Origin of the sequence: Chryseobacterium sp. 22543, assembly GCF_052044565.1 — a bacterium.
Taxonomy (GTDB): domain Bacteria; phylum Bacteroidota; class Bacteroidia; order Flavobacteriales; family Weeksellaceae; genus Chryseobacterium.
In genome coordinates, this window is record NZ_JBQENH010000001.1 from 1,106,784 (window position 1) to 1,120,606 (window position 13,823).

Sequence of the window (13,823 nt, forward strand, 5' to 3'; positions counted from 1 at the left end):
ATTAAAATTTGATTTGGTCTATTTTTTAATCAGGTTTCCTGCTTTCTGTCCGTTTACCGTTACAATATATACTCCAGGAAGCATATTGGAAGGAAGCTGAACATTCAGTTTATTCGCACCTTCTGTAATTTCAACTTTTTCAGAAATTTCTTTCTTACCTGTAAGACTTACCACTTCTACAATTCCTTTTCCGGCTTTACCTTCAAAGTTCACAGTGAATCTGTCAGTTGCAGGATTCGGGCTGATTGTATAAGCTGAAACATTTGAAGCTGCTGCAACAAGTCCCGCAGAAGAAGTTCCTCCTCCTACACCTACTGCATTCCATGCATTGGTAACCTGTGTCACTTCATTACTGCCAGCTCCATATAGGTCTGCTGCCGCCTGAAGAGAATAGGTTCTTGTATTTGCATAGTTGGATGATGAAGTCAGGTAAGTAGTTAATGTTCTGTAAGCAATAGCTCCTGCTTTATCCAGTCCAATTCCGGAAACATTATAAGCGAAACCGTTATCATTCGTACCAGAACCTCCTGTTACCAATAAATAATACCAGAAATTAAGGACTCCTGAATTGGTATGAACTCCACAATAGTCATTAGTATTTTGGCCCGGCACTGCACATCCTGTGGTAGTTGCATCTTTCCAGTATGTACCTTTATAAGTATCCGGTTGGCGGTAGGCATTAGGGTTTGCCATATCTCTGATGACATAATTGAAATCTTCTCCCAAAGTCCAGCTTGCTTTGGTTGGTCTTGCCCAACGTTCTATTGAATTTCCGAAAATATCAGAAAACCCTTCGTTCAATGCTCCCGGCTCTCTCTGATACACAAGGTTAGCCGTTTTGGAAGTAAGCCCATGGGTAATTTCGTGTCCGCAGACATCTATAGCTGTTAAAGGTTTACCACCATTTGTTGTAGAACTTCCGTCACCATAAAGCATTCTCGAGCCATCCCAATAAGCATTGAAGATATTGTTTCCATAATGAACATATGATTTTATGGTAAAATTATTATTATCAATACTTTTTCTTCCGTATTTTGTATAATAATAATCTAAGGTTTTTTCAGCACCCCAATGAGCATCTGTAGCATATTGATCTTTATTGGTATTTACATTATTCCAGGCATTATCTGTATCTGTAAAATCAACAGCAGATGCAAAATTGGTCGTTTTCTTAAGATTATAGGTCTCTACAGATGTTCCTGCATTTCTTCCCGTTTCTCTCAGTCTGTAACTTCCGTTATAAGAATCAGTTACTATGTTTTGACTTCCACTGTAAACGGTTGTAGCCGTTCCCGGAGTATTTACTTCATGAATAATTGCATCTACTCCTAGTACTTTCCCGTTTTTAGCATCTACAAAAACATATTGTCTGCTTAATGGTTTGTCTGAGTAAATATCGAATTTATAAGCCAGCGTTAAATCATTCATTTTTTCATCCGTAGGATCTGAATAATACACTAATTCACCTTTAGGAGCAAAACTTGCATTGGCATCATTGGAGTCTCTTTTGATAAAATCTTCCTCTTCTTTATTCTGCCATTTATAGGATTCTGCCCCTACGAATGATAAAGCACTCTGAAGAGCGATAGTCTCAGAAATATTGGCTTTCTTTTCAGCTCCTTTTGGAATATTAAGAACCCATTTTCCTGACTGTCCCACAATTTTTCCTCCTTTTGTCTGTACAGCCATCATTCCGTATTCTACCGGAATACCATTTACAGTCTGTTGAAATCTGTGAGTTTCAAAACCTAAAGCATCTCTTTCCAGTCCTAACTTGAGCCCTTGCCCCTGAGAAAGTCTCTCTGTAGCTTCGTCAAATAAAACAGGACTTCCCTGAAAAGCAGGTGCATTTTTTTCGAATCGCATAAAGTCTGCGTGTAATCCACTTTTACCCGGATTTAGTTTTGATGGTGTGTTTTGTCCAAAAACAAAAGAGCAGGCAGCAACACTTGCCACTAAGATAAATTTCGTATTCATAATAATATTTGGTTGATTGTGTTGACGAATTTATAAACTTTTCTCAATAAAACATCATAAATTATAAATAAAATTCAATAGATATTATAGATCAATAAATAAAACACAATAATGATTTTAAAAAAAAGAAAAATATTTAAATATAATTTTTTTGCAATATAATTTTTGAATTAAAATATTTAATTAAAATCAAAATTTTGTGAATTATTTTTTTTCACCAAATAGTGCATTATAATCAAAAAAAAATAATTCTAATCTGATATTTTAAGGTCTGATATTTTTAAAATGGCAAAAAATAAGGACTATCTTAAAAGACAGTCCAAAATTATAGGGTATATTTTTATGTAAAATTATATCAGGTCATGATTTATCGTTTATTGGCAATTGGTGTCCTGAATTCACCATATCCCATCAAACCATCATAATTTCTTCCGAAAGGTGCATAATAAAGAAATGCCTGGTAAAGGTTTTCCGTCTGCCAGAAATTACCGTTTACTTCACCGAAATTCAATGTTCCATTTCCTTCTTTGGTCACCAAAACGTAATTATAGAAACCTTGTTTAAGGAATATTTTAGCCACATACTGTTTGGTAGCTGCATCATACTGCATCTGATTTTCTTTGCTTGGTTTATAATTATTAAATCCACCCAAAACATAAATCTCTTTATCTACCGGATCCGATTCAAGGTAAAAATGCACCCATGAATAGTCAGCTTCTCTTTCTGCATCTCTTTCTCTACCCAAATCATTTCTTCTGTAATACCATGCTCCGTTGACATCCGGCTGATATTGATAATTTAAAGGAAACGCCCATACCGGATGAAGATAGGTCTGGTTGACATCTTCTTTTATTTCGGTTGTACGCACCATATCTGCTGCCATATTCATATTTTTATTATCGAAATAATAAAACTCATTGTCTCCCGGAAACGTAAGATTCATCTGCTGGAAAAGCACCTGGTTTCCTAAAACACTGCTTGGCTTCAGATTAGCAATCACCATATTCGGGTTGTTATTCTGCATCACATTCATTGTGATTGAATTGACATTGGAAGAAATATCTCCTCCTTTCGGAGAAACATTCACCTCTACCCTCTGGTTAAGGTTAGGATTTTTTGCATCTGCAAATCTTGAAATATTTAAACCCACAGATGTTGCATCTTCAACCAGATAAAATCTTTTTTTGAAAAGAGGCTGATCTGCAGAATCTTTGTAAACAATCAGTTCATAATTCCCTGAGATCTTCAGCTGGATTTTATCATTGGGAAAAACAAGTTTATAGTGAGTATAAGCCTGTAAGGTATTGAATGAATACTGAAACTGATCCAAAAGCGCATTCATACTTCCCGCAGCAAATTCTGTAAAAAAAAGATTATCATCATTCCAGTTTCTGTCATAATGCTTGAATGTATATCTGTAGATCTGGCTGCCGTTTGTAAGATCGTCAAAGCCCAGAACCAGCTGTTCGCCAATTCTAATTACCGGAGTTTCATCATTGGTCTGAGGGTTGAACAACTGAACACTTTGGATATTTTGTCCAAAAACCAGTCCGCTCAAAGTAAGTAAGAGTATTCGCAAAGTTTTCATTATGACGAAGATAACGAAAAATAGCCATTTTCTTAATAATATCGTATTTTTGAATAAAAAATATTCAGATATGCTTCAGATTCAAGGTTTCGTATTCAACTTTGCAAGCGAAAATACTTACATCATTTATAACGAGAATAAAAACGCTTGGTTAATTGATCCGGGAAATATGAAAGGGCAGGAAACTCAGGCTATTGACAGTTTCATTTCAGAAAACGGACTGAAGATTCAGAGAATTCTTCTTACCCACGCACATATTGATCATGTATTGGGGCTTCAATGGGCTTTTGATACGTTCAAAGTACCTGTAACGATGCACCAGGAAGATCAGGAGGTTCTGGATATGCTTCAGGCAAGCGGAATGAGATTCGGAATGCAGGTAGATCCTGTAAAAGTAGATGTGGAATATATAAAAGAAGGGGATGAACTGGATCTGGATGGTGAAAAGTTTAAAATTTACCATGTTCCTGGGCATTCTCCGGGCAGTGTAGTGTATCACCATGAAAATCAGAAATTCATGGTTTCAGGAGATGTCCTTTTTGAAGGTAGTATCGGAAGAACAGATTTATATAAAGGTAATTATGAACAGCTGATTGATGGTATTAAATCGAAACTTTTCATTTTAGATAATGATACTCAGGTTTTCTCAGGACATGGAAATCCTACTTCGATTGGTTTTGAGAAACAGTATAATCCGTTCTTGAAATAAGTAAAAATAAAAACTCCCGCAGATTAAACAGAGAGTAACACTTAGCATTAAATTGGTGAAATTTGCTTTTGGGAGAACATAAAAATACAAAACCGTCAGTATGTTCGACGGTTTTGTTGTTATAAAGAAATAGAATTTAGAAATCCAGCGTGATTGAAGCTCTGGCGGCAGCTCCCATAATAGGTCTGGCCATAATGATTCCATCTCCGTTTGGAGAACCTGCTCTTGGATCACCTTCTGTGATTCCGATTGTATTAAAGATATTCGTTCCATCCACAGCAAAGCGTATTCTCCCCAATTGATAAGACATTCCTGCTCCAAATTCGGTGAAAGAAGGTAAAGTCTGTACATTCTTCTCATCCTGGAAACGCTTTCCATAGTAATTCATACTTACATAGGTTCTCCATGCTTTTGTAATATTGACTGCCGGAGAAATATTGAAGAAAAATTTAGGCATTCTTCTGACCACATTTCCTTCGAGAACACTTCCAGCCTCAAGGTTTTTATATTTAGGACTCTGGATTGTCCCGTTGAATGTTACTTCTAAAATATTATTGAATAAACGGGCGAAACCTTCTAATTCAACTCCATAGTTTTGTGTATTGGCGAAGGTATTTTCGGATTTACCATCAGAGAAAACATCTGTAAATGACAGGTTCTTCAAAGTAGAATAGAACGGAATTACTGCTATATCAAACGTACGCGAGTAATATTTATATCCTACTTCCAGCTGATTGGTTGTTACTGATTTTAAAGGTTTATCAGGGTTCGGATTGGAGAAATAATTGTAATATGCTTCTTCATTCGGTGATCTGAAACCATTGGAAAAACGGGCATACACTGCATTCTCTCTATTGATCTTATAATTTGTAGCTAATGTGAAAGATACCTTATCTACATTATAATTCCAGTAGGTATATTTATTTCCAAGTACACTCATATTATCATCGGCTGTAGTCGTGTTGAAACCATGAGTTCCATCAGTTGTTAACCCTGAATTATTTAAATTGGAAGAGGTTGTATTGGCAAAATTCCCTTTGTAATAATCATGGCTGTAGCGAAGACCTCCATTCACACTTAAAGCATCAGTAATATTATAATCAAGGTTTACATAAAGATCATTTAAACTTCCCTGAGTTTGAGTATCTCTCTGTAAAAACGTCATATTGGAAACTCCGTTATAAGTTTTAGAATATCCGGTATCTGATGGACTAAGGGAAGTATCTACGAGATTCAATAATTCTGGTCTGTCTGTGGCTGTAGTGAGGATATTACTCCAATTCCAGTATTGGTGGGATTTCCAGTTGGATTTATAAAAACCTGCCGTAACATTTCCTTGGTCAAATTTATAATTGAACTGCAGATCATTAACGAAGTTATTCATTTGTTTGTCAATTGCCCAGAATCCCAGTTTCTGTACATATTCAGGATTAACCACAGCTCCGTTGCTCACCAATGAATATTGATAATTACTGCCGGCAATTCCGTTGCTCTTAGCAAATTCCCCCATCGTCTGTGGACCTCCTGCAGGGAAAATCCCTGTATAATTCATGTTGATATTGGTGTATCTGGTCTTGTTTAAAACACTGAAATTATTTCCAAGATCATATTTAAACTCTGCTCCCAGTGCATCTACTTTCGGATGAATCCCGTCTTCAAGATTTCTGTTGAAAAATCCACCTCCTGCCTGTGGTATATTCAGCTGGCTGATTGCTCTGTAACTGTATGTTCCGTAATTAGGATCAAAATTCTGGAATCCTTTCAGCTTATTGCCATTTTGAACCAAAGGAATAGGAAGGAAAAATGTATTTCTGTCATCCAGTTTTTTATAATATACTTTTACATAGCCTTTATCAAATACATATTTCAGATTCATTCTGATTTGTCCGCCATTATTGGCTTTGAAACCTGTTTTTCTGATTCCGTCATCAGTTCTGTAAAAACCTCCTACATTAAAAAATAGTTTATCCTGAACCAAAGCTCCACCCACATTCACATCAGTACGCATTAATCCATATGTACTTGTTTCCAGTTTTGCTGTACCTCTGAAATCATTGGTTCCTTCTCTGGTAATAAAGTTGATTAAACCACCGGGAGAATTGGTTGCAAAAATAGATCCGGAACCTCCTCTCAAAGCTTCCATACGGTTTACCGAATTATCTACACGAAAAAAGTTGTCTGCATTGGCAAACTGAAGGGCACCGTCTTCAAAAACCGGAAGACCATCTTCCTGTACCTGCACAAATTCATAAGCTCCAGCAGAAGGAATCCCTCTTGCAAAAAGGTTGTTTCCTACTTCACCTCCTGAAGTTTCTACCGCAAACCCGGGAACTCTTTGTAATAAAGCAGCTGCACTGATTGGATTCTGCTTTTGAATTTCTTTGGAACTAAATGTGGAAATCGCTGTACTGGATTCTATTTTTTTCTTTGGATTTGAATTTCCTGTGATGACAATCTGATCGATAGAGGAAATTTTTGCAGAATCCTGCGGAGTTTCCTGGGCATAAGCATTATTAAAATATAACGTAGCTGTTGCGGCGATTAAAAAGATTGATTTTTTTTTCATAGCCTTATTTTTATTGTTAGTTTCAGTTTTGTTGTAATTGTAAATACACTCCATTGGTCCAACCGAATCCATCCTGATTAGGGTATTCCCCGCCGCCTGCTATTGTTTCTGTGTCTAATGCATTGTATTTTTCCATTAGTTTTCCGGTATTCTTGTAGACTCTTTCTACATTGGAACACCAATTGTTTTTTATCTTCTCAGCCAGTTCATCAAAGCCATAATTTTTCATTGCTTTAAAGCCCAGCCATTGATAAGGGGCCCATGCATTGGGAAGATCCCACTGCTGGCCTGAGTTTTTAGTGGTGGTAACCAACCCGCCTTTATAAAGAAATTTTTCGGCAACAGCTTTAGCAACAGCCTCCGCTTGTTCCTGATCTGCAATTCCAAGGAATAAAGGGTAAAGAGCAGCAATATGTTCAGACGGTGTTTTTGTGTTTTTTTTTGTGTGATAATCTTTATAATTGTTAGTATTTCTATCCCAGAAATATTTATTGATCATCTGTCTTCGGCTTGCTGCTCTTTCTGAAAAATAATTTTCTTTTTCACTCAGATTCTGAAGCGCTGAAGATTTTGCCAAAGTCGTTTCCAGATGCCACAAAAGGCAATTCAGGTCTATTTGGGCAAGATTCAGTGTTTCTATCGTCTGTATATTTTCTCCGTCTGCAAACCATCTGCTGGAAAAATCCCAGCCTGATTCACAGGCACTTCTTATATTTCTGTAAAATTCATCTCCTGAAGTTTTTTCATGATCTTCAATGTCGATCAGGTAACTTTCAGGGCGTGGTCCATTTTCTGCATCGTAGTAACGGTTCAGAATATCTCCGTCTATTGTTTTAACCACTCTTTTTACACTGGAATTGTTTTCCAGCCATTCATCGCCATTCATCCAGAAAGCATATTCTTTTTCCAGAGTGTCGTGATATTGTGTATAAATTCCTTCGTCATTCGTCGTTTCAAAAAGCAGGTCCAGCATTAATGAAAAATAAGGAGGCTGCGATCTGCTCAGGAAATGAGTTCTGCTGGCATTCGGAACAAATCCTACATTCTGAATCAGGTAAGAACAGTTTTCAATAATATTTTCCATCATTTCTATTCTGCCGGAAGCTTTTAATCCCAGCATAATAAAATAGCTGTCCCAATAGAAAAATTCATTAAAACGACCTCCCGGAACGATATAAGGTTTTGGTAATTTTAAAAGGGTTCCTTTTTCTTCAGAAGCTGTACGGGTCAATTCATCCCATAATTTTTCAATATGCTCTTTGATAGGAAGGTGCTCTTCTCTCTGAACAGAAACTCTGGCCCCTAAAAAATCAAAATGGGTCATCACAAAATCTTTAAGATCAAAACCAGGGATATCTTTTGCTTTTTCATACTTCTCATTGATTTTTGCAATGGGAAATAATGGAACTGCATCCGTCATTATTTTCTGATCTTCAAAAATTTCAGATCTCTGTACATCATCAAAAAGAGTTTGAATTTCGTTTATGTAAAGCTGATTACTCATTGTTATTTTTTAGGATTAATTTTTAATTTATTCATGAAAATTGCCGAAGTGATCAGTAATGAAAGCGGAATCAGGGAAAGATAAAATGCCTGCTGACCGCTGAATTCCTGAAATACAAAACCGGTAATAATAGAACCTATCGTTCCTCCAATTGCTGAGAAAACAACAATTAAACCTGACATTGCGCTGTGCAAATATTTCGGAATAGATGCCAGAATTACAGAATTAATGCTTGGATAAATCGGTGCCAGCAAACCTCCCATCAAAGGAAATAAATAAACGACCAAAGGTGCATTCATCCAACTGGTATTTGTATCTATATGAATATTATGGGTAAGGGGTAAAACCAACAATAAACTGATAGCAAAGCCTATCACACAAAAAGAAACTACATAGATCCAGTTGAACTTCTTAGAAAAGAATCCCGACAAAAATCTTCCCAACGCAAAAGCTCCCGCCAAAACGGCTCCCGCCTGAATACTCATTGAGGTAGGCACTTTTAAAATTTCTCTATAAAAAGTAGGTGTCCATGTTTGAAAACTCTGCTCTACCAGTACAAAAAGGAAAGCACATAATAAAAAGAACAATACTTTTTTATAACTGAACAGGCTGACGCTGTTTCTTAAATCTCCCAATAAGTCTGTTTTCTCACTTTTGGCTTCCTGCTCATTCAGTTTTGAAAAGAACAAGAATAAAAAAGATAAAGTGGAAAGCCCGCCCAGAATCCAATAGACATCCAGCCATCTTGTAGATTTCGGGTTATCATCATCAATATATAAACTGAATAATACATTTCCTGCTAGAACTCCAATCATGAAAAATCCTTCCAGAAATCCCATAAAACTGGAATGTTCTTTATCTGTTTCCGTTACCAATCCAATAGAGGTAAAAACTGAGATTTTAATTAAAGCAAAGGAAACTCCTACTGTTGCAAATAATAATTTGAAAACCCAAAAGGTATTGGTAAACGGCATTATAAAACACATACAGCTTACCAGAAATAAAGCAATCAACATGGATTTTTTGATTCCTATTTTGGGAAGAAATGAAGCAAGAATGAATGAACATATTGCAATGGGAAGATCTTTGAACCCTTCCAAAACACTGGCCGAAGATTTTGAAATCCCAAAATTCTGCTGTACCTGTAGAATAACTGTTCCTACAGAATTCAGAAGAATTGCGAAGACAAAATAGTTTAAAAATAAAATGGCCTTGATGTTAAGATTTTTCATTCAGGTTATTTCTTGTCGGCTAAGATAGAAGCATTTGTGTTAACGATAATTTAACACAGTAAATCAATATTTGAACTATATTAATATAATTAGTATTTTTAGTAATTAAATATGATTAATTAAATGAAAGTTACTTTTGAAAGGGTAATCCCTAATGAAAAGAGCTCGTTCCGCACGATTCATAACAACTCCCCTATTTCAGAATTCAAATGGGAGTATCATTATCATCCCGAAATTGAACTGGTATGTGTCATTTCCGGGAACGGAACCCGCCATGTGGGTTATCATAAAAGTAATTACACCAATGGAGATCTGATATTAATCGGGTCCAATATTCCGCACTCCGGATTTGGACTGAATTCTATTGATCCTCATGAAGAAATTGTACTTCAATTCAAAGAAGAAATTCTGCAGTTTCCCCAACAGGAAGTAGAAGCCAGATCTATCAAAAATCTGTTGGAACTTTCAAAATACGGGATTCATTTTCATCATAAAGTAAAAAAAGTAATGCTTCCAAAATTGAAGCTTATGCTGGAATCGGAAGGTTACAAAAGGTATTTGCTATTGCTTGAGATTCTTTTCGAGCTTTCAAAATGTGAAGATTATGATCTTTTGAACAAAGAAATCATGCCTTACACCATTATTTCCAAAAATAAAACCCGTCTTGAAAATATCTTCACGTATGTAGAACATCATTATGACAGGGAAATTGAAATTGAAGAAGTCGCCAGACTCGCCAACCTGACATTGCCAGCTTTCTGTAATTTCTTTAAGAAAGCAACCCAGATCACTTTTACAGAATTTGTCAATAGATACAGAATCAATAAAGCTTGCCTGCTGATGGCACAGGATAAGTCGATTTCAGAATGCAGCTATCATTGCGGCTTCAATAATGTGACCTATTTCAATAGGATGTTTAAAAAATATACCGGGAAAACGCCTTCAGAATTTATTAAGAATTATTCTCACAACAACATCAATGTAGATTTGAAAGTTGAAAAAGAGACTAAAGCTAAGGTAAGTTTTTGATAATGACATGTTGAAATTCCTCTGTCAACAAACTTTTCTGAGACTTCTACGGAGTGACAAAGTGGATGAAGAAATATGCTATGAATTAAACATCTGCCAAATCCACGAAGGAAAGACCAGATCTATAAATAAACAAGAAACAAAAAAAAGCCACTCAAAAAGAGCAGCTTTATATTAGTATGAATAAGAACCAGTAACTGAATAACCAGCAACTGATCATTACTTATTTCCATTTAATATTGCATCCCATACTTGGTCTTTGAATTTCTTCCTGCGCTTCTCCAGCCAAAAGATTTTCAAAAGCAATAATCAGATCCTCACCTGTAACATCTTTATTATTTCCCGGTCTTGAATCATCCATCTGACCTCTGTACACAAGATCCAGTTTATCATCAAAGAAATAAAAATCCGGGGTACAAGCCGCATCGTAAGCTTTTGCTACCGCCTGGCTTTCATCAAATAAATAAGGGAAATCAAAATTTCTTTCAATCTGAAATTCGATCATTTTCTCAGGAGAATCTGCCGGATATTTCTCAATATTATTAGCATTGATAGCGATGAATTCTATTCCTCGCTCGTTATAATCTTCGTATAATTCATTGATCTTATCAATCACATGAAGAACAAATGGACAGTGGTTGCACATAAAGATCACCAAAGTACCATTTTCTCCTTTCAGTTCTTCCAAAGACTGAAGTTCGTTCGTTTTTGACGGGTTAGGAAGTTCAAAAAACGGAGCCTTTGTTCCTAATGCCAGCATATTTGATGGAGTATTCATATCCTTTTTCTTTACCGGCAAAGATAGATATTTCTTTTATTAATTATGAAGAAGACATTTCTATTTTAACTTTAGTAAAGAAGATTGAAGCTGGAGGAGGGAAGATTTTAAGGTCTCAAAAATAGTTATAGTCAAATTCTATTAATATTTTTTTTTACCACAAATCAACTTCCAGCTCCCATTCTTCCAGCTTCCAGCCATTGAATGAAATCTTCAATACGTCCTCTTTTGAAGTTAAATGTATAATATCCTTTGGAAGTTATATTAAAAAGTTTGTAGTTTTGCTAACGCTGTTAGTAAATAAATATCATGGGTCTACATGAACGCCGTCAACGAGAAAAAGAATCCATCCGTGCAAATATTTTGCAGGCTGCTTTTACTTTGGCTAAAACTGAAGGCTGGGGTTCACTGTCTATGCGTAAGATAGCTGATGCTATTGAGTATAGTGCTCCTGTAGTCTATGATTATTTTGAAAATAAAGAAGCTATTCTATTTGAGATTTCTTTAGATGGCTTTCATAAGTTACACATAGAATTATTAAAAGCTCAGCAGAAGCATGATACTCCGGAAGAGCAAATGGTTGCTATTGTGGATGCATACTGGAACTTTGCTTTTAAAAACAAGGAATATTACCAGCTTATGTTTGGTCTTGGAATGCAATGCTGTGGAAAAGGGCAGATGAAAAAAGAATTCTCATCATTCCAGGAACTGATCTATGAATGTACCTATGAGATTATTAAGAAAAACGGATCCAATCCTGACAATGCATGTCATATGTCTCATGCTCTGTTTTCTGCCGTTCACGGAATGATCTCTATTATGATGATGCGTACTGCTGATATCCCTTCCACAATGAACAAGACGACATTGGACGAAACTGTTTCGGCTTTTATTAAGTCTTTGTAAATTTTTTTTGAATTTAAAATTAACACCGTTAGGAAACTTAACGCCTAATTAATTTAGATGATTCTGTAATTCCTGATTAAAAATGAAACCATTTATGAAGCAATTCATAGTATTCAGCTGTTAAAATTAGTCATTTTTTTGCTTATTAATTAACACTGTTAGTAAAATTAACACACCTTACACCATCATTATACACTTAAATACATTAAAAACAATTTTCAATTATGGAAACAATCGACTTCATCGGACATTAAAAATTCTGTAATTTTTTTTGAACTAATCATTAACACTGTTAGGAAAAAAAACAGCATTTATTAAAAAGAACTTTACTTAAATCTAACACTTCATTAAAAAAATTAAACCACAATGAAAATACCTGGAAAAACAAGGTTTATTGTACTTATTGCAAGTATAATTCTTTTACAGAGCTGTACCAAGGCTGCAGAAGGATCCAATGCCGCGCCGCCAGCTCCAGAACTTCCGGTTTATACCGTTCTCACATCACCCGCTACTACATATCAGGAATTCCCTACTGCCTTAGAAGGGAAAAATAATGTTGAAATCAGATCTCAGGTAGATGGCTATCTTGATAGAATCTATGTAGAGGAAGGATCTTACGTAAGAGCCGGACAGCCATTATTTAAAATAGACTCCAGAAGCTATGGTGAGCAAATGAATATGGCACAAGCTAATCTACAGGTTGCCAATGCTAACATCCAAAAGGCAAGAGTAGAAGTAGACAGACTTCAGCCATTGGTTGCCGCTAAAGTAGTTTCTGATGTACAGCTAAAAACAGCAAAAGCCAATTATGAAGCCGCTGTTGCTGCTGCCTCACAGGCTAAAGCTTCTGTAGGGAGCGCAAGAATCAATGTAGGATTTACAACCATTACAGCTCCTGTAAGTGGTTATATCGGAAGAATCCCTTTCAAAAAAGGAAGTCTGATCTCCAGAACAGATGCAAGTCCATTGACATTATTATCTGACATCAGTGAAATTTATGCTTATTTCTCTTTGAGTGAACTGGACTTTATTGCTTTTCAGAATAAATATCCTGGCGCTACTTTGGAAGAAAAACTGAAAAATATGCCAATGGTAGAATTGGTGATCGCTGATAACAGTACATATCCTGAAAAAGGAAAACTGAGTATCGTAGACGGGCAGTTTGATAAAACTACCGGAGCCATCAGTGTACGTGCCGTTTTCCCTAATGCCAACGGAGCTTTAAGAACCGGAAACACGGGAAGAGTACGCATGCCGCAACTGATCTCGAATGCTGTAGTGATTCCACAGGAATCTACTTTCGAAATTCAGGATAAAACATATGTGTATGTAATGGGTAAAGACAAGAAAGTAACCGGAAGACCTATCAAAATATCTGGAAAAACAGATAGCTATTATTTTATTTCTGAAGGGCTTGCACCTGGAGAAAAAATCGTATTCACAGGAATTGGAAGCTTGAAAGACGGGGCATCTATCAGACCGAAAAATATTTCTTCTGACAGCTTACTAAAAGCAAAACCATTATAGTCCATTC

The 13,823-nt window shown here is 36.0% G+C and carries 10 protein-coding genes; 4 read left to right on the forward strand and 6 right to left on the reverse strand.

What is annotated here, in order from left to right:
* Positions 1-18: 18 nt before the first annotated feature.
* Together ACTJIP_RS04965 and ACTJIP_RS04970 are read right to left on the reverse strand one after the other, a co-directional pair.
* On the reverse strand, positions 19-1,977 hold the full coding sequence (locus ACTJIP_RS04965; protein ID WP_180564524.1) for a M4 family metallopeptidase: 1,959 nt from the start codon (positions 1,975-1,977) through the stop codon (positions 19-21).
* A gap of 367 nt (positions 1,978-2,344) precedes the next feature.
* On the reverse strand, positions 2,345-3,565 hold the full coding sequence (locus ACTJIP_RS04970; protein WP_180564525.1) for a DUF5103 domain-containing protein: 1,221 nt from the start codon (positions 3,563-3,565) through the stop codon (positions 2,345-2,347).
* 70 nt (positions 3,566-3,635) lie between these two features.
* Between ACTJIP_RS04970 and ACTJIP_RS04975 the strand changes: the two genes are divergently transcribed.
* Entirely contained in the window at positions 3,636-4,274 is a 639-nt protein-coding gene (locus ACTJIP_RS04975; protein ID WP_077419363.1) for an MBL fold metallo-hydrolase, read from the forward strand.
* Between the two features lie 136 nt (positions 4,275-4,410).
* Here ACTJIP_RS04975 and ACTJIP_RS04980 read toward each other — a convergent pair whose 3' ends face one another.
* From ACTJIP_RS04980 to ACTJIP_RS04990, 3 genes are read right to left on the reverse strand one after another with little or no spacing between them, the layout of a single operon-like run.
* Positions 4,411-6,840, reverse strand: coding sequence for a TonB-dependent receptor (locus ACTJIP_RS04980; RefSeq protein ID WP_440704174.1), 2,430 nt, complete (start codon positions 6,838-6,840; stop codon positions 4,411-4,413).
* 22 nt (positions 6,841-6,862) lie between these two features.
* Positions 6,863-8,344 (reverse strand): trehalase family glycosidase, encoded by a 1,482-nt coding sequence (locus ACTJIP_RS04985; protein ID WP_440704175.1) that lies wholly within the window; start codon positions 8,342-8,344, stop codon positions 6,863-6,865.
* A gap of 2 nt (positions 8,345-8,346) precedes the next feature.
* Positions 8,347-9,576: an MFS transporter gene (locus ACTJIP_RS04990; protein ID WP_440704176.1), complete on the reverse strand. Its 1,230-nt coding sequence runs from the start codon at positions 9,574-9,576 to the stop codon at positions 8,347-8,349.
* Between the two features lie 123 nt (positions 9,577-9,699).
* On the opposite strand from ACTJIP_RS04990, the gene ACTJIP_RS04995 reads away from it, so the two are divergent.
* Complete coding sequence (locus tag ACTJIP_RS04995; protein ID WP_440704177.1) at positions 9,700-10,605, forward strand: AraC family transcriptional regulator; 906 nt, start codon at positions 9,700-9,702, stop codon at positions 10,603-10,605.
* Between the two features lie 223 nt (positions 10,606-10,828).
* Here the strand turns inward: ACTJIP_RS04995 and ACTJIP_RS05000 are convergent, their stop codons facing one another.
* Positions 10,829-11,383 carry a thioredoxin family protein gene (locus tag ACTJIP_RS05000; RefSeq protein WP_077419052.1) on the reverse strand — a complete coding sequence of 185 codons (555 nt, stop codon included), beginning with the start codon at positions 11,381-11,383 and terminating at the stop codon, positions 10,829-10,831.
* A 309-nt stretch (positions 11,384-11,692) separates the two neighbouring features.
* On the opposite strand from ACTJIP_RS05000, the gene ACTJIP_RS05005 reads away from it, so the two are divergent.
* The gene (locus tag ACTJIP_RS05005; protein WP_047386447.1) at positions 11,693-12,289 is read left to right on the forward strand and encodes a TetR/AcrR family transcriptional regulator; all 597 of its coding nucleotides are present in this window, start codon (positions 11,693-11,695) and stop codon (positions 12,287-12,289) included.
* Positions 12,290-12,655: 366 nt separating this feature from the next.
* Positions 12,656-13,816, forward strand: coding sequence for an efflux RND transporter periplasmic adaptor subunit (locus ACTJIP_RS05010; RefSeq protein WP_077419051.1), 1,161 nt, complete (start codon positions 12,656-12,658; stop codon positions 13,814-13,816).
* Positions 13,817-13,823: the final 7 nt, after the last annotated feature.

What these genes read in the sequence shown, in the direction of transcription:
- ACTJIP_RS05005 (WP_047386447.1), top strand. Translation starts at nt 11,693, where the DNA reads ATGGGTCTACATGAACGCCGTCAACGAGAAAAAGAATCCATCCGTGCA.
- ACTJIP_RS04975 (WP_077419363.1), top strand. Translation starts at nt 3,636, where the DNA reads ATGCTTCAGATTCAAGGTTTCGTATTCAACTTTGCAAGCGAAAATACT.
- ACTJIP_RS04965 (WP_180564524.1), bottom strand. Translation starts at nt 1,977, where the DNA reads ATGAATACGAAATTTATCTTAGTGGCAAGTGTTGCTGCCTGCTCTTTT.
- ACTJIP_RS05010 (WP_077419051.1), top strand. Translation starts at nt 12,656, where the DNA reads ATGAAAATACCTGGAAAAACAAGGTTTATTGTACTTATTGCAAGTATA.
- ACTJIP_RS04970 (WP_180564525.1), bottom strand. Translation starts at nt 3,565, where the DNA reads ATGAAAACTTTGCGAATACTCTTACTTACTTTGAGCGGACTGGTTTTT.
- ACTJIP_RS05000 (WP_077419052.1), bottom strand. Translation starts at nt 11,383, where the DNA reads ATGAATACTCCATCAAATATGCTGGCATTAGGAACAAAGGCTCCGTTT.
- ACTJIP_RS04985 (WP_440704175.1), bottom strand. Translation starts at nt 8,344, where the DNA reads ATGAGTAATCAGCTTTACATAAACGAAATTCAAACTCTTTTTGATGAT.
- ACTJIP_RS04980 (WP_440704174.1), bottom strand. Translation starts at nt 6,840, where the DNA reads ATGAAAAAAAAATCAATCTTTTTAATCGCCGCAACAGCTACGTTATAT.
- ACTJIP_RS04990 (WP_440704176.1), bottom strand. Translation starts at nt 9,576, where the DNA reads ATGAAAAATCTTAACATCAAGGCCATTTTATTTTTAAACTATTTTGTC.
- ACTJIP_RS04995 (WP_440704177.1), top strand. Translation starts at nt 9,700, where the DNA reads ATGAAAGTTACTTTTGAAAGGGTAATCCCTAATGAAAAGAGCTCGTTC.